This window comes from Thalassospira sp. HJ (genome assembly GCF_000948415.1).
Taxonomy (GTDB): Bacteria; Pseudomonadota; Alphaproteobacteria; order Rhodospirillales; family Thalassospiraceae; genus Thalassospira.
This window is the reverse complement of sequence record NZ_JYII01000003.1, coordinates 200,880-215,147: the sequence shown is the minus strand read 5'-3', so window position 1 is coordinate 215,147 and position 14,268 is coordinate 200,880. Positions and strand designations below refer to the sequence as shown.

General features: G+C 54.6%; 17 protein-coding genes. 7 read left to right on the top strand and 10 right to left on the bottom strand.

Annotated elements, in window-relative coordinates:
* Positions 1-77 precede the first annotated feature (77 nt).
* Both UF64_RS01685 and UF64_RS01680 read left to right on the top strand, forming a co-directional pair.
* Positions 78-296 (top strand): DUF3126 family protein, encoded by a 219-nt coding sequence (locus UF64_RS01685; RefSeq protein ID WP_044826867.1) that lies wholly within the window; start codon positions 78-80, stop codon positions 294-296.
* A gap of 182 nt (positions 297-478) precedes the next feature.
* Positions 479-1,138, top strand: a complete 660-nt coding sequence (locus tag UF64_RS01680) for a hypothetical protein (RefSeq protein WP_044826866.1) — start codon at positions 479-481, stop codon at positions 1,136-1,138.
* A 65-nt stretch (positions 1,139-1,203) separates the two neighbouring features.
* Here UF64_RS01680 and UF64_RS01675 read toward each other — a convergent pair whose 3' ends face one another.
* Genes UF64_RS01675 through UF64_RS01665 form a run of 3 tightly spaced genes read right to left on the bottom strand, consistent with a single transcriptional unit; the run spans position 1,204 to position 3,933 of the window.
* Positions 1,204-2,001 carry a siderophore-interacting protein gene (locus UF64_RS01675; protein ID WP_044826865.1) on the bottom strand — a complete coding sequence of 266 codons (798 nt, stop codon included), beginning with the start codon at positions 1,999-2,001 and terminating at the stop codon, positions 1,204-1,206.
* Positions 1,998-2,495, bottom strand: coding sequence for a MarR family winged helix-turn-helix transcriptional regulator (locus UF64_RS01670; RefSeq protein ID WP_044826864.1), 498 nt, complete (start codon positions 2,493-2,495; stop codon positions 1,998-2,000). The genes UF64_RS01675 and UF64_RS01670 overlap by 4 nt, the downstream gene beginning before the upstream one ends.
* A 16-nt stretch (positions 2,496-2,511) precedes the next feature.
* Positions 2,512-3,933 (bottom strand): MFS transporter, encoded by a 1,422-nt coding sequence (locus tag UF64_RS01665; protein WP_052657404.1) that lies wholly within the window; start codon positions 3,931-3,933, stop codon positions 2,512-2,514.
* Positions 3,934-4,174: 241 nt separating this feature from the next.
* Between UF64_RS01665 and UF64_RS20700 the strand changes: the two genes are divergently transcribed.
* Positions 4,175-4,366 (top strand): hypothetical protein, encoded by a 192-nt coding sequence (locus UF64_RS20700; protein WP_044826920.1) that lies wholly within the window; start codon positions 4,175-4,177, stop codon positions 4,364-4,366.
* Positions 4,367-4,396: 30 nt separating this feature from the next.
* Here UF64_RS20700 and UF64_RS01655 read toward each other — a convergent pair whose 3' ends face one another.
* Positions 4,397-5,068, bottom strand: coding sequence for a class I SAM-dependent methyltransferase (locus tag UF64_RS01655; RefSeq protein WP_052657403.1), 672 nt, complete (start codon positions 5,066-5,068; stop codon positions 4,397-4,399).
* 285 nt (positions 5,069-5,353) lie between these two features.
* Between UF64_RS01655 and UF64_RS01650 the strand changes: the two genes are divergently transcribed.
* The 3 genes from UF64_RS01650 to UF64_RS01640 all read left to right on the top strand — a co-directional run bounded on the left by UF64_RS01650 (position 5,354) and on the right by UF64_RS01640 (position 6,938).
* The gene (locus tag UF64_RS01650; RefSeq protein ID WP_044826918.1) at positions 5,354-5,611 is read left to right on the top strand and encodes a type II toxin-antitoxin system RelE/ParE family toxin; all 258 of its coding nucleotides are present in this window, start codon (positions 5,354-5,356) and stop codon (positions 5,609-5,611) included.
* Positions 5,612-5,621: 10 nt separating this feature from the next.
* Positions 5,622-6,005: a helix-turn-helix transcriptional regulator gene (locus UF64_RS01645; protein ID WP_044826863.1), complete on the top strand. Its 384-nt coding sequence runs from the start codon at positions 5,622-5,624 to the stop codon at positions 6,003-6,005.
* A gap of 81 nt (positions 6,006-6,086) precedes the next feature.
* Positions 6,087-6,938 carry a hypothetical protein gene (locus tag UF64_RS01640; protein ID WP_044826862.1) on the top strand — a complete coding sequence of 284 codons (852 nt, stop codon included), beginning with the start codon at positions 6,087-6,089 and terminating at the stop codon, positions 6,936-6,938.
* Positions 6,939-6,960: 22 nt separating this feature from the next.
* Here UF64_RS01640 and UF64_RS01635 read toward each other — a convergent pair whose 3' ends face one another.
* Positions 6,961-8,217, bottom strand: coding sequence for a TIGR03862 family flavoprotein (locus UF64_RS01635; RefSeq protein WP_082049426.1), 1,257 nt, complete (start codon positions 8,215-8,217; stop codon positions 6,961-6,963).
* 168 nt (positions 8,218-8,385) lie between these two features.
* Here UF64_RS01635 and UF64_RS01630 point away from each other — a divergent pair, with 168 nt between their 5' ends.
* Complete coding sequence (locus UF64_RS01630; RefSeq protein WP_044826861.1) at positions 8,386-8,877, top strand: GNAT family N-acetyltransferase; 492 nt, start codon at positions 8,386-8,388, stop codon at positions 8,875-8,877.
* On the opposite strand, the gene UF64_RS01625 is transcribed toward UF64_RS01630, so the two are convergent.
* The 5 genes from UF64_RS01625 to pcaQ all read right to left on the bottom strand — a co-directional run bounded on the left by UF64_RS01625 (position 8,874) and on the right by pcaQ (position 14,125).
* Positions 8,874-9,818, bottom strand: a complete 945-nt coding sequence (locus UF64_RS01625) for a helix-turn-helix domain-containing protein (protein ID WP_044826860.1) — start codon at positions 9,816-9,818, stop codon at positions 8,874-8,876. The two genes, UF64_RS01630 and UF64_RS01625, sit on opposite strands and share 4 nt — an antisense overlap.
* 125 nt (positions 9,819-9,943) lie before the next feature.
* Positions 9,944-11,335 carry a TRAP transporter large permease gene (locus UF64_RS01620; protein WP_044826859.1) on the bottom strand — a complete coding sequence of 464 codons (1,392 nt, stop codon included), beginning with the start codon at positions 11,333-11,335 and terminating at the stop codon, positions 9,944-9,946.
* Complete coding sequence (locus UF64_RS01615; protein WP_044826858.1) at positions 11,328-11,825, bottom strand: TRAP transporter small permease; 498 nt, start codon at positions 11,823-11,825, stop codon at positions 11,328-11,330. The genes UF64_RS01620 and UF64_RS01615 overlap by 8 nt, the downstream gene beginning before the upstream one ends.
* Before the next feature lie 83 nt (positions 11,826-11,908).
* The gene (locus UF64_RS01610; protein ID WP_044826857.1) at positions 11,909-12,940 is read right to left on the bottom strand and encodes a TRAP transporter substrate-binding protein; all 1,032 of its coding nucleotides are present in this window, start codon (positions 12,938-12,940) and stop codon (positions 11,909-11,911) included.
* 243 nt (positions 12,941-13,183) lie between these two features.
* Positions 13,184-14,125 carry a pca operon transcription factor PcaQ gene (pcaQ, locus tag UF64_RS01605; RefSeq protein ID WP_044826856.1) on the bottom strand — a complete coding sequence of 314 codons (942 nt, stop codon included), beginning with the start codon at positions 14,123-14,125 and terminating at the stop codon, positions 13,184-13,186.
* Positions 14,126-14,268: the final 143 nt, after the last annotated feature.

Genomic DNA, 14,268 nt, shown 5'->3' with positions numbered 1-14,268 from the left:
GCAGACGCAAAAGCGTGCATGCGATATCCTGTGATCCTGAAGATAACAGCCGTTGGAAAGAACAAGGGGCAAGTCCTATGACACCGACAGAGATCGCACGCGTCGAAGATTACCTGCGTCGCACATTCGACAATCCAAAAATCGCCGTTGATGTACCCAAGAAAAAGCATCTTCCGGTTGAAATGCGCGTTGGCGATGAGTTCGTCGGTGTCGTGCACCGCGACGAGGATGAAGGTGAAGTCAGCTACTCGCTGAACCTTGTCATCCTTGAAGAAGACCTGCCGCCGGCAAAATGATTTGCGATCTGTGATCTGATCTCAACGGATCGAATTTGAAACGCCCCGTGCCTGAAATGGCCGGGGCGTTTTGCATTTTGGTGGGGCGGTGTGAACCGCGGACCTGGAAACAAGTGTGCCCGCAGTGCGTTGAAGAGAACGTGCACAAGGCATGCGAAGCCGCATTTTTTCAGGGGTAACCCATGGGTTCATGGATTGAACAACACGCAACCGTGCTTCAGGTTGGCGTAAGCATCGCAACATTGATGGTCTGGATTTTCTATGCGCAATTGCTGTTTCAAAGCTATCGCCGCGTCAGACGTCCGAAAATCGTCATCAACCAGATGCTTGGCAATTCGGACAAGGCGCGCTTTCTGATCAGCAATATGAGCCAGGAAGCCATTCATATCGACAAGGTGCTTGTCTGTATTGGCGATGAAACGCATCAGGTGTGTGAGCAGGTCACAGATAGTGATCCGGAAGTGGACTTCCAGACCGATCAGGGCAGTAAATCGGCCCGCGCCGCGCGTCTTGAGGAACTCACGGTGCAGGGCCCGCTTAAATCCGGAAGATGCATCGAACTGGGCGCGCTGCAAAACCTGATGCGGCGGATCACGCATCAGGCCCGCGTCAGCGATAAGGACACAGGTACTGATACTGATAAAGCAGTCGGCGAAGGCAAGTGCCGCATCGAAATCATCGTGGTTGCAGTCTATAGCTCGGAAAAGGGTGTGATCGGTGCCAGCCGGGCGTTTGTCTGTGACGAGGACGGGAAACTGCACCCCGAAATGGTTCAGACAACCCAGCATGCCGGCTTTTTCGCGCGCAGACGCATGGCGCGCCTGCATGCGCAATATGCCTGATCAGCTCGATCTATCGTCAAACGCAAACGGGCCCGAATTGTTTGTTCGATTGTGGTGCGTGCCGATCAGGCTGCCGTTTTGGCATCCTCGGACTTGATGACCTTGTGGTTGTCTTCATTCATGCCAAGCTTCCAGTAGCTTGAGATATAAAGATCATCCTTGCCAAGGCCGCGTTCCTCGCGGAAGTAGCTGCGCAACGCACGCATCGAGGTAAACTCACACGCGGCCCACACCGAAAGCCTGCCATTATCCTGCCAGGGCAGGCGTTTGACGACGTCGCTCAGAACCGTGTTCTGTTCGCCCGGGCGTGGGTTGATCACCCATTCAATCGTGACATTGTCGGGCTTTTTCAAATCCTGCATGTCGGCTTCCGACCGGACTTCGATCACGGCATAGCCGCGCGCGTCATCGGGTAGGATTTCCAGATTGACCGATACGGCGGGCAGGGCCGTCATATCACCGACAATCAGGAACCAGTCAGCACTCGGATCGACCAGTTTCTTGGGGCCGGGGCCGCCGATGGTGATCATATCACCGGGCTTGCAATTGACCGCCCAGTTCGACGCCGGGCCACCATGATCGTGGTTATCCCCGCCATCTTCATTACCGTCGCCATGCATGACGAAATCGATATCGATCTCGCGACCCTGATCGGTCATGCGGTCATAACGCACGGTATAGGTCCGGCGCAGGACGCGGTCCTTTTCATCGCCTTCAATCGGGAAGATCAGTTTGACATAGGCGCTTTCCTGATCTTCGGGGAAGTCCTTCATGCCGTCACCGCCAAGGGTAACGCGCAGCATATTGGGGGTGACATACCCCTTTCTGATCACGGTCAGATCGCGTGGGGAAGGCTTGCTCATTTCTTCACTCCTTGGTCCTCGGGGTCGTTGCCCGCGAAGTCCAGTTTCTTGCATTTGTGGGTTTCCAGATTGTCGGACATCAGATTGGCGATCTCGACAAAATCATGGATCTGCTGTGGCGTAAGGCCGCTGGTCATGCGTGATCTGACTTCTTGTTCAACAGCGCGGAAATCTTCCATTCTAGCACTGCCTGCGGCCGTCAAATGCAGGGTTTGGCTACGTCGATCTTCCGGGTGCGGGCGGCGTTCAATCAGCCCGTCATTTTCAAGGTCTTTTAAAAGCCGCGTGATCCGGCCTTTGTCCTGGCCGGATTTTTCCGCCATTTGCTGGGCGGTGATGCCGGGAATACGGACAATCCATTTCATCACCCGCTTGTGCGAGATTGGCATCGGCATGCTTGCAGCCTGCATGGCATGCATCAGTCTGCGTTTATAGGCGTGTATCAACCGATGCAGGGTTTCACCCGGGACGTGGACCTGATCTTCTTCGGTCATGGCAATCGTTTCTTTCTCACAGGCCAGCCGGGCTGGCAATCAAGCCGGAACGAAGGGCATGGCGGCGTCCTTCGCATATGATGGCAGACACAACCGCCGAGCCGCTTGCGACAATCATGATGGTCGCAAGGTCAAATCCGACCCCGGTGCCAATCAGGATGGCGGCAAAGGCCGCCCCGACCGACTGACCGGTCAGGCGCGCGGTGGACAAAAGCCCGCTGGCCCCGCCGGACCGTTCGCGCGGCGCGCTGGTCAGCATCAGGCGGTTATTGGGCGCCTGAAACAGACCAAACCCGGCCCCGCAAAGCGCAAGCGCAGCAATGATTGGCACCAGACCACCAGCATCAGCCGCCAGCGTCGTGCCATAAAGCCCGATGGCAAACACGCCCATGCCAATTCCGGTCAGACGGATCGGCGAGAATTTGTCGGCCAACCGCCCGGCAATCGGGGCAATGATCGCTGTGGCCACCGGCCATGGCGTCATCAAAAGGCCCGTCATTGTCGCACTATGTCCCAACACATCGTGGAAATAGAACGGCAGGGTGACGAACGCAATCATCTGCGCACAAAAACCGGTCACCGAGGACCCGATAGAGCAGGCAAAGACCGGAATTTTCAAAAGATCCAGCGGCAGCATCGGGCGCGAACGCAACAATTGGCGACGCACCAGAAAGACACCGGCAACAAACGAGATGGCAAATTGCGCGCCGATCAGGATCGGGTTGCTATCAATGCCCATATTGCCAAGGGCCGCAACCAGCCCGCCAAAGGTCAGGACGTTTAAAAACGCACTGATGAAATCAAACCGCGCCCGGCTTGGCGCATTGAACGGCAGGCTGAAATAGCCAATCGCAATCGCCAGAACCGACATCGGCAGATTGATCAAAAACAGCCAGTGCCAGCTGGCAACCGCCATGATCGCCGACGCAATGGTTGGCCCGGCAGCAGCCGATACCGACACCGTCATCGCGATCCAGCCAATCGCCTGTCCCAGTTTAGCATGCGGGAAGACATGGCGCATAATGGCGGCATTGATGCTCATGATCGCCGCTGCCCCCAGGCCCTGCAGCACGCGTGCGGCGGTCAGAAGTTCAATGCTTGGTGATGCTGCGCAAAGGGCGGACGCAATCCCGAACAGGGCAACGCCCGTCAGATAAACCTTGCGAAACCCGATGGCCTCGCCAAGGGCGGAAAACGGCAGAAGGGCCACCACGATGGCCAACTGATAGGCCGTGATCACCCAGATCGCGTGTGCCGGTGTTGCACCCTGATCATGGGCAATGGCGGGCAGGGCGACATTCATGATCGTCCCATCGAGCACCGCCATCATGATCGTGATCAGAAGGGCGAGTGCCGCATAAATGTGCCGCGGCCCCGGCAATCCATCCGGATGCACTTCAGGTGATATCTTAAGACGGCGAATATGAGGGATCGGCATGGGGCAGTCTCTTTTCGTTTGGTGCGCGAGGAGGCCTTGGATCGGCACGGCATTTCGCCCTGGTATCGCGTCGGCAAAGCGTGGGGCGCTTATGGGGCGTCGGCGCAATCTCTATTTGGTTGACTTAATCAACTACATGAAAATGGTTGATAATGTCAACTATAATCTGACCTGCTCTTACGGGCAGTATTCCTGCAGGTCGATGGTGGTATCATCGCGAATGGAACAGGGAGGAACGCATATGAAATCAATCATGACGCTGGCAATTGCAGCACAACTCACACTCGGTTTGGTGATTCTGCCGGAACACACAAACGCGCAGCCGCGCCTTGTCGATCAAACGGTTGAGCATGGCGGCGGGTGCCGCAAAAGTTCTCCACCCGGCCAATGCTGTCATATGGATCGCAAGGCGGGCACGGTTCATTGCCACTAGGCGGATGGGCGTAAAACCCTGATCGCAGGGCTATTTCACCCGGTACACATCATAGAAAATGTGTTTCTTGTCGGCGAAATCTTCGTGATTGGGCAGGTAGGGCATTGGCTCTGAATGGGAAATCAGCTCCCACTTCTTGGCCTTGGTGGTGGCGTGGATCGCCTTGGTGAAGGCGTCGTCATAAAGATCGCTGCGCTGGGTAAAACAGACAATTCCTCCGCGTTTCACCACACGGCAGAACTCGGAAAACAGCTGCTTGATTTCACGCACATAGGTCAGTGTGCCAATGCACTGGACCGCAGCAAAGCCATTGTCGCCAAAGGCCAGCGTCTTGTTCATGTCGCGCTTTTTAAGGTGGCGGTAAACGCCCTTTGCCTCGGCCGCCTGCAGGGATTCAAGCGACAGATCAATACCGGTAATATCGCTATATCCAGCCTTGGCAAGCTCAAGCCCGGTCAACCCGGTGCCACATCCCGCATCCAGAATCGGTGCATCAAACGGCACGCCTTGTTCAACCATGATGGCCGCCGCCCGCTTGGGGGCTTCATAGCCCATCTTGGGCAAGTCCGCATCATAGCTGCCCGCCCAATTGTCGTAATAGGCAGCAAGGGCTTCCGGCCCGGCGTCTGTCATGCGCGTCAGATCAGATGCGCTGTCAGAATATCCGGCACTGCTGGAATTGCCATCACTGGCACCCGTCATGGCTCACCTCGCTGTTTTTATTCTTGGATTTTTGAAGTTTGAAGGCGGGTATTAAGGCACAGACGATGTTGCATTGCAAATCTTGCCCCATCTTGTGATGGCGTGTGCCTTTTGGGGCTTTGCTTTGGTTGGTCATGTCTTTTATGGGCGCTTGGACGTAAAAGATGTATTTCTATCGGTGTCATTATCCGAATAGTGTATGTTGTCTGCTACCAATTTCGACAGAGATTTGTTGGTTTTTGTTTGTGTGTATGTTATTAAAAGTTTGCGTTCGAGGTGCGTGAGATGCTTCAGATCGTCTATGCAAGGGATGCGCGCAAGGCATTGCGCAAAATACCCAAAAAGACGCGTGACAGTATTTTGCAAAAAATCGACCTGATCGCACAAAATCCACTGCGCACCGACCTTGATATAAAACCGCTTAAGGGCGTTTCGGCCCATAGGCTGCGCGTTGGGCAATATCGCGTGATCTATACCGAGGATGGTATCATTCTTGACGTGCTGAAAGTTGGCCCGCGTGGTGACGTTTACGACAAGCTTTAGGAGACAGGCGATGAACGCGCCCCACCAGATCATTTACAAGGACGACAAGCCCGAATTCGCCGTCGTGCCATGGGATGAATATGTAAAACTCTTCAAACCGACAGAAGATGATCTGGACAGAATAGCCTATGATCAAGCCGTGGTGCACGATGACGGTGTGCGCTTTCCCGCTGCGGTGATCAAGCGTCTCAGCGACGGTGAAAACCCGGTGCGCGTATATCGCGAGTACTATGATCTGACACAGGAAGAATTGGGCGCGAAAGTGGGGGTGACCGGAACCTATATCGGTGCCGTCGAACGCGATGCGCGCCCGCTGTCAAAGAAGCTTGCGGTGAAAATTGCATCTGTCTTCAAGGTTGATGCAGATGATTTGGAGCCTTGGTCGCAGGAGTGACTTGACGTTTTGGGCAGAAAATAAATCTGTCTCCTTTTTCCTACTCCCCTTTTGTCTGTAAAATAATGTGGGAATTGCTCGTTGCCTAAAAATGAAACAACCACTTCAGTTAAGTATTCGAACAAAGCAGTTGCGTTCATTGATATTCTTGGGTTCTCGGATTTGGTTAAAAGTGGGAAGTCCCCCTCAGAAATCCTAAGAATAGTCTCACTATTGGGAAATGAGCATGACAGCAGGTTCTACGAAATTGATGGTGCTGAGGTTTGTCCAGAAAGTGACAAAAAGCAGCTAAACCTTGATTTCAAGCTTACGCAGATTTCCGACTGCGTAATTGTTTCAGTTGAAATTTCTCCTTGTGCCTTAATAAACCTCATCAGATTTTGCGAAAAAGTTACAACCAGATTGCTATTAAAGGAGAAGTTGCTCTGTAAGGGGTATATTGCCCTTGGTGAGGTATATCATGCTCGCAATCAGGTTTTTGGGCCGGGATATCAAGCTGCAGTTGAGGGCGAAAAATCAGCTGCATCTGTTACGGTTGCAGGCAGCGTAATCGGGACGCCGTTTATTGAAATAGCCCCCGAAATCATGCAAGTTTTGAAGGATGCTGATGACTTGTGTGTCAATACTATGCTGTCCCGCATGGTTCGTGCCAAGAATGATTGTGCGGTTGTGACACCATACTCGATTTTTTCTGCCATGGGGGATTGGGCTGCTGATGGAACAAAAAGTGAGAGTGAGTCAAAAGCTGAGCTTAACCAAGCCATAGGTCTTGCTGAGAGGATCCGAGCGCAAATTATGGAAAATAAGCCAGTTAATACTAGAGCAAAGATAAAGAGTGAGATTTCGATTGATGAATTGTCTCGTTCGATTGATAACCTCCACGCTGTTGGGGAAACTATTTCTTGCCTCCACAGCGTGTATCCGAAGATGTAATTTTCTCTTTCAGTTCGTTTACTCAATACGTTGATTTTAGAAAGCACCCACTTAATAAATACCCACCCGTTGGTGCTTCCCAATCCACCATCTCGCCGAGGCAGTAGGTGCTGGGGCGATTGATTAGTTGGAAGTTCTCGTCGAGTTCTTCCCATGCGACACCGCCTGCGGTGCTGATGGCCTCGTCCAGTGGACGGGGCTTTTTGATTTGAAGCGGCAGACTTTTGATCGCCGTGGCGAGGGCTGCCGGGTCGTTAAGGGTGTCGCGCGGGGTGACTTCGAAAATCAGCGCTGTTTTAGTCGCATCAAGGCCGAGGGTTTTGCGCAAATGGTTGCCCAGTGAGTTTTTGCCGCGCGGCTTGGCGAGACGCTTGGTGACGTCATCAAGGTTGCGGTCGGGGCAGAGGTCAAGGGTGAGCATGCCAACACCGGTTTCAAGCCACTGATCGCGGAGTGTCGCGGAGATGGCATAGACCGCGCTGCCTTCGATCCCGGTTTTGGAGATGACGAACTCGCCGCGCACTGTCTGATCGCCACAGGTGAGTGTCACGGCCTTGACTGGCGACCCGGCGCATTTGTCGATCAGATGGTCGGTCCAGTCGAGTTCAAAGCCGCAATTGGCCGGTTTGAATGGATTGCACTTGATCCCGGCATTGGTGAGGATTTCCATCCATTTGCCGTCTGAGCCCAAGCGTTTCCAGCTTCCACCGCCGAGTGCCAGAATGGTGATGTCGGCGGTTGCGGTGACTTCCCCATCGGGCGTTTTGAAAACGGCCTGATCATCGGTGTTCCAGCCGGTCCAGTAATGGCGGTAATGGATGGTGCAGCCGCGATCATCAAGCCGCCTGAGCCAGACCCGCAACAGCGGGCTTGCCTTCATTGCGGTCGGGAAGACACGGCCGGACGAGCCGACAAAGGTTTCAACACCCAGTCCCGCACACCATTCGCGGATCTGATCGGGCCCGAATTTACGCAAATGCGGTTCAAGCCGGGCGCGCGATGTGCCGTAGCGCGTCAGAAAGGTTTCAAGGTCTTCGCTATGCGTGATGTTAAGCCCCGATTTCCCGGCCATCAGGAACTTGCGCCCGGCACTTGGCATGCCTTCATAAATCGTCACCGCATATCCATCACCGGCCAGCCGTTCAGCCGCCATCAGGCCAGCCGGACCGGCACCGATCACCATGGCGGTTTTGCCATTCGGGGCAGGGCGGGTTGCCGGAATGTTGGAGGTGTTGGAGGTGTTGGAGGTGTTGAAGGTGTTGGGGGCGTGGTCGGGCATGTGTAGCCTTTTGAAATGCAGTGCTATCGGCTGGTTTTAGCGGCTTTAATGGGCAATGGCAATTTGTCCGGGGTCATGCAGGGCGTGTCGTGGTGCTTGACCGAACCAGACGGGCTGTTTACCACTGCCACCTTCTAACGCCACCACCCGCCATTCAGGACAAGACGCATGATTACCGGTACTTGGCAAACGCCAACTGATGAAGAACTGCTGCGCATTCGCGAGATGATGGAAGATGTGCAGTTTTATGATGCGATCGCGCGTGTGCCCGATGAAGCGCTGAGTGCGGCGCTGGCCGGATCAAAGGACACAGCCCTTTGGGTGTTTCGCATTGATCAGAAGGCGGTGGCTTATGTCTACATGACCGAGATGGCGACGACTTTGCCCAAGGTCGATGAGTTTGGCGTGTTTGAACGCGGGCAGGGCTTTGGCAAGGCGGCACTATCGAGCTTAGCTGCCAAAATTGCGCAAACGCCGGAATATGAAAAGCTGTGGCTGAACGTTGTCGATGGCAATGACAATGCGCTTAACCTGTATCGCAAGGTCGGGTTTGGCGAGGAGAAGTTCATTGCCAAGGGCTGGAAAACCCGGTCGGGCCGCGTGGTTGATCAGGTGCGCATGTGGCTGACACTTGATATGTTGCGAAGCCCTGCGAACTAGCGATTATCAAGCCTGAACCGGGCCGGGGAAACTCCGGCCTTTTTGGTGAAGAAGCGCGAAAAATATCCGGCATCGCGAAAGCCCAGTTCATCGGCGATTTGCTGAATGGCGATGTCGGTATAAATCAGCGTGCGCTTGGCCTCCAGCATCAGGCGGTTTTGCACCACCTCGCTTGCGGTCATGCCATAAATGTCCTTGGCAATGCGGTTAAGCTGTGTGGTAGTAACGCCAATCTCGCGGGCATAGAAATCAAGCGATTTGTGTTGCTTGTAAAAGGTTTCGACCAGCGTTTGAAACTTGCGGAATTTCTCGGTCTTTTGTTCCTGTCGCGACAGGCGCGCGGAATGGTCCTGTGGCACGGTGCGCCCGATGCCCAAAAGCAAGAGACCGAGGATATGGCGCAGGGCAAATAGCCGGCCGGTATTGTGGCTGTAATATTCCTGGGCGAGTTGCGATATCAGGAAATCCGCCGGGCCGTTGGTGTCGCCCGATGTTGAACGCGTATCAACACAGACCGCCTGATCAAGGCGGGCGAGGAGTTTGGGCGCGGGGCTTAGAATTTCCTGCAGGTGATAATCGGTCAGTGAAATCACCCAACCATCAATATCATCACTGAATTTAAAGCCATGTACGGTGCCGGGCGGGACAGTAATTAGCCGGCCTGCCTGCATGGTGAGGTGCTGGTCATCAAAGCTGATCTCTGCCTGCCCACGGGTGATGTACAGCAGCTGAAACAGGTTGGTATGGCGGTGCGGTTTGATGTGCAGATCATGCAGGCGCGATCGTTCCGGGATGCTTTCAAGGTGAAAGAATTCCGGCTCCGTAATCGGTTGCGGATCAGAAGTGCTGGAAAGGTCCAGATCATAGCCATCGTGTGCGCCGGGCTTTGTCGCCGCGTCACGTTCGCCATAAAGCTTGTAGATCGGGATGTTGTTGCGCATGGATTCTCTGATCTGCGATGGGATATCACGTTGTCCTGTCGGGGCAGTTTAGCCGGTTTTGGGTCTGACAAAAAGAAAAGCCCGCCACGATATCGGGCGGGCTTTTGCAAGGCATCTGATCGTCGCTAATTGCCAAGGATGGTTGGCACAAACAGCGTTAATATCGGCGCAAAGATCAGCAGCAGAATTCGGATGATCTCTGCGCCAAAGAACGGCATGACACCGCGGAACGTCTGGGTCATCGGAACACCCTTGGCAAGGGCGTTGATGATGAACACGTTCAAGCCCACAGGCGGCGTGATCAACCCCAGCTCCACGACAATGAGCGCCAGTATACCAAACCAGATTTTAAGGTCCTCGGTCCCCATGCCATAGGCGGCGGTCGCGGCTGTTGCCCAGTCACCACCATTGATGTCAACAAGGGCCGGCCAGAAGAACGGGATGACCACGACAATCATCGACAGGCTTTCCATGAAGCAGCCCAGCAGGATCAGGGCAAGCAACATCAAAACCATCACAAGCCACGGATCAAACCCGCTGGTGGCGGCGGCTTCTGCCATATAGGCCGGAAGGTTCGCACGGCTGAAGAAGCCCTTGAGGATTTCCGCACCCAGCAGGATGAAGAAGATCATCGAGGATGTAATCGCTGTATCCTTAAGCGACTGACGCAAACCCTTCCAGGTCAGCCCGCCTTTGCCTTTCCAGCGCATATAGGCGCCATACACCAGAATGGCGAACACACCCACACCGGCCGCCGGCGTCGGCGTAAACAGACCGGCACCGAGCCCCAGAATGATCGAACCAAAGATCACCATCACCGGGATCAGGCGCCGCAAGGCTTCCTTGCGTTCGGCGGCGGGCATCGGTTCGGGCTTCGGGGCCAGTGACGGGTTCAGGCGAACCTGAATGGCAATCACCGCCATAAAGAACAGAACAGCAATCAGACCGGGAATGATGGCGGCCTGGAACATCTGAATGATGGAGGCCTCAACCGTTACCGCATAGATCACAAGCGCGACCGATGGCGGGATCAGAATGCCAAGCGTCCCGCCGGCCGCCAGCGTACCGGTGGCCAGACGCGGAGAATACTTCAGTCGGTCAAGCTCGGGCAGGGCGACCTTACCCATGGTCGATGCGGTCGCAAGCGACGATCCGCACACCGCGCCAAAGCCGGCACAGGCGCCGATGGCCGCCATGGCAACGCCGCCACGGAAGCGACCGAGCATCGCATTGACACCCTGAAACAGATCTCGCGACAGGTTGGCCTGGCTTGCGAGATAGCCCATCAGAACAAACAGCGGCACGACCGAAAGTTCATAGTTCGACACAATCCCGTAGAGCAGGGATTTGAACTGCTGCAGGTAAGGATCAAAGCGCAGGAACGGGAAAAACAGGCTCAGCACATAGTTGCCGCCAATCCCGACGCCGACCATGGCAAGGCCGACCGGAACACGCAGGGCAAGAATGAAAAAGAGAACGGCAAGGCCACCAAGGCCGATCAATTCACGTTCAGACATCGGCCTCTCTCTCGAAAATCTGGTTTCCGGCAATTGCGGCCCACAGGAACATCGAAATGATGCCCGGCACATAGAACGGCCAGATCGGCCAGCCCAGAATCGCGGAAAGGGTGTTGTCGCTACGAACCTCGATCAGGCCATTGACCATCATGTAACCAAGGAACAGCGCCAGACAGGTCATCAGGATGCCGGAAATCGCATCAACAACGCGCGAGAACCAGGCAGGAAACATTTTGATGAAGACATCAACCGCGACATGACCGCGATGTGCCTGACAATAAGGGAAAAACATCAGGGCGGCCGAACTGACGATCATGCTGACAAAGTCCTCATAACCAATGATGGCAGGGACGTTGGCATCGAACAGTCGGGCGAGCTTGTCCAGACCAAAGGCGGTGACGTTGACAATCGTCACAATCGCGATCAGCAAAGCAAGCATGCCACCAGCAACGGCAAGCCACGAAGCGGCCTTGTAGAGCACGTTTTTCATATCTCTAACATTCTCGCGGGAAAACAGGGTCACGCATCAATATGATACGTGACCCTACAAGATTTACCAGTAACGTTCGGAGGTTACTCGGTATGGGCCTGAACGGCGGCTTTGGCTTTTTCAACCAGTGCGGCGCCATCGAAGCCTGCAGATTTGGACTCTTCGATCCAGCGATCAACAACCGTTGCTGCCGGGGCATCAAAGGTTGCTTTCTGTTCTGCGGTCAACTGAACAACCTGGCCCTTGCCTTCGTTGATCATGCGTTTGCCGACTTCCTCAACATCATTCCAGATGGTGCCGATTTCAGCAGCAAAATCACGACCGGAGTTACGGTCAAGGATTTCTTTCAGGTCATCCGGCAGGCTCTCGTAACGATCCTTGTTCATTGCGAACAGGAACGTCGAGGTGCCAAAGCGTGAATTCACGCCTTCGCCTTCAACGGAATAGGAAATCATTTCAGCAAGCTTCAGCGGCGGAACAACTTCGAACGGCACCATGCCGCCATCAACCACGCCAAGCGACAATGCCTGCGGCAGGGCCGGGACCGGCATGCCAACCGGCTCTGCACCCCAGGATTCAATCACCCAGGAACCGGTACGGGTCGGAGTGCGCAGCTTGAGACCCTTGACGTCATCAACGGTGCGAACGTCTTTTTCGGTCAGATGGATTGCCTGACCGGCATGAACGTGAACCGCAAGGGTGTGAACGTCGGTAAGGTCTTCGGCGTATTCGTCTTTAAGGTCCCACATCGCAAGGTTGGTTGCGCGTGCATCACCAAGGTGAACGCCCGGCAGCTCGAATACTTCAAGGTGCGGGAAAACGCCCGGGGTGTAGCCCGGCAGGGTCCAGACGATGTCGGCTACGCCATCACGGACCTGACGATACAGTTCCGGCGGGTTGCCGCCCAGCGACATGGACGGGAAGATTTCAAACTTGATACGGCCGTTTGATTCTTCTTCGATTTTCTTTGCCCACGGCTCGATCATCTTGGCCTGGGTCGGTGCTTTCGGACCCAGGAAGTGATGGACGGTCAGGGTGACTTCCTGTGCGTGTGCGCCGAACGACACCATGGTCGCGACAGCAGCACCGGCAAGCAATTTGGTGATCTGTTTCATTCTCTTCCTCCTTTGAACGTCTTGTCGCGTTCATTGCGCCGACAAGCGTTTCAGCCACGATGCGCATCTAGCGTACGAAGTTTTCCAAGATTTATTGTTCTTGTTTTTCTTGTTGTTTTTATTGTTCTTTTTGTCGCATGACCTGCGTTTGACGCAATTCAGCCATGCCGATTTATGAGCAATCTAATAGGTACGTGATGGTTATGTATAATGATATGTAGGCACATATCCATAACCAAATGATTATGTTTTTGCGGCTGCCTGTTCGCTGTGATGACGGGACGCTTCTTCGCGTACGGCATTGATCAGCATTTCAACTGGCGGGGAAATCGGCGAATCAATTCGTGTCGTCAGCCCTACGGGACCAAAGGTGTCGCTGGTATCGATCGGCAGTTCGACCAGATGCCCTTCGGCAATATCGGACGCAACTGCCCCGTTCGAGATGATCCAGATCGCATCGGTTTCACGCGTGAAAGCACGCCCGAAAGATGTCGAAACGGTTTCGATACGGTCGGGCAGGGCGCCAATGCCATGCGCAATCAGCATCTTGTCGACTGTCGGGTGAATAATCGCGTGTTTCGGCGGCACCAGAACGGTGAATTCGCGAATGCGGGTAATATCCGGGTTTTTATCGGCGAGTAAAGGATGCCCCGGCCGCGCGACCAGCGAGATGTGTTCCGAATAAAGATGAATGAACGACAGGCCCGACATCTGATCGGGTTCGGCTAATCGCCCGACCACAAGGTCAAGCTCGCCCACACGCAATTGCCCCATCAACATCACGTTCGGACCCGCCACGACCTTGACCGTGGTATCGGGGCTAAGGGTTTTGAAATGGCGAATGGCGTTGGGCATCACACTTGCGGCCACAGTGGGCAATACGCCCAGATTGATCGAAAGCCCGCCTTGCATGCGCACCTGGCTGATGCTGTCGACACCCTGACGAAGCGCTGTGACGCTGGCCCCGGCATAGCGCAAGAAAACCTTGCCGAAATCGGTCAGGGTGACCCCACGCTTTGATCGGTCAAACAGGCGGGCATCAAGATGTTCTTCCAGCTCGCGAATGGTCTTGGACACAGCGGGCTGGGTGATGGACAGCGTGTCGGCGGCCTTGACGACACTGCGTTGGCGCGCGACCTCCAGAAAGCAGGTCAGATGACGAAATTTGATGCGTTGATCTAGCATGGAGCCCTATATGTCAGCAGTTTAGAATGTGCTTATGGGGATCTGATGCATAATTATATAGTTATGCAAAATACGCAATTCCTCATTTTACATAACCAAAACCATCTGCGAATGTGAGGGCAAACAAGCAGGGTGGAAATGAT

Excerpts from the sequence above, each read along its gene's own strand:
- UF64_RS01620 (WP_044826859.1), bottom strand. The coding sequence starts at position 11,335 with ATGTCTGAACGTGAATTGATCGGCCTTGGTGGCCTTGCCGTTCTCTTT.
- UF64_RS01635 (WP_082049426.1), bottom strand. The coding sequence starts at position 8,217 with ATGCCCGACCACGCCCCCAACACCTTCAACACCTCCAACACCTCCAAC.
- UF64_RS01610 (WP_044826857.1), bottom strand. The coding sequence starts at position 12,940 with ATGAAACAGATCACCAAATTGCTTGCCGGTGCTGCTGTCGCGACCATG.
- pcaQ (WP_044826856.1), bottom strand. The coding sequence starts at position 14,125 with ATGCTAGATCAACGCATCAAATTTCGTCATCTGACCTGCTTTCTGGAG.
- UF64_RS01675 (WP_044826865.1), bottom strand. The coding sequence starts at position 2,001 with ATGAGCAAGCCTTCCCCACGCGATCTGACCGTGATCAGAAAGGGGTAT.
- UF64_RS01645 (WP_044826863.1), top strand. The coding sequence starts at position 5,622 with ATGAACGCGCCCCACCAGATCATTTACAAGGACGACAAGCCCGAATTC.
- UF64_RS01685 (WP_044826867.1), top strand. The coding sequence starts at position 78 with ATGACACCGACAGAGATCGCACGCGTCGAAGATTACCTGCGTCGCACA.
- UF64_RS01630 (WP_044826861.1), top strand. The coding sequence starts at position 8,386 with ATGATTACCGGTACTTGGCAAACGCCAACTGATGAAGAACTGCTGCGC.
- UF64_RS01615 (WP_044826858.1), bottom strand. The coding sequence starts at position 11,825 with ATGAAAAACGTGCTCTACAAGGCCGCTTCGTGGCTTGCCGTTGCTGGT.
- UF64_RS20700 (WP_044826920.1), top strand. The coding sequence starts at position 4,175 with ATGAAATCAATCATGACGCTGGCAATTGCAGCACAACTCACACTCGGT.
- UF64_RS01650 (WP_044826918.1), top strand. The coding sequence starts at position 5,354 with ATGCTTCAGATCGTCTATGCAAGGGATGCGCGCAAGGCATTGCGCAAA.
- UF64_RS01670 (WP_044826864.1), bottom strand. The coding sequence starts at position 2,495 with ATGACCGAAGAAGATCAGGTCCACGTCCCGGGTGAAACCCTGCATCGG.
- UF64_RS01655 (WP_052657403.1), bottom strand. The coding sequence starts at position 5,068 with ATGACGGGTGCCAGTGATGGCAATTCCAGCAGTGCCGGATATTCTGAC.
- UF64_RS01625 (WP_044826860.1), bottom strand. The coding sequence starts at position 9,818 with ATGCGCAACAACATCCCGATCTACAAGCTTTATGGCGAACGTGACGCG.
- UF64_RS01665 (WP_052657404.1), bottom strand. The coding sequence starts at position 3,933 with ATGCCGATCCCTCATATTCGCCGTCTTAAGATATCACCTGAAGTGCAT.
- UF64_RS01680 (WP_044826866.1), top strand. The coding sequence starts at position 479 with ATGGGTTCATGGATTGAACAACACGCAACCGTGCTTCAGGTTGGCGTA.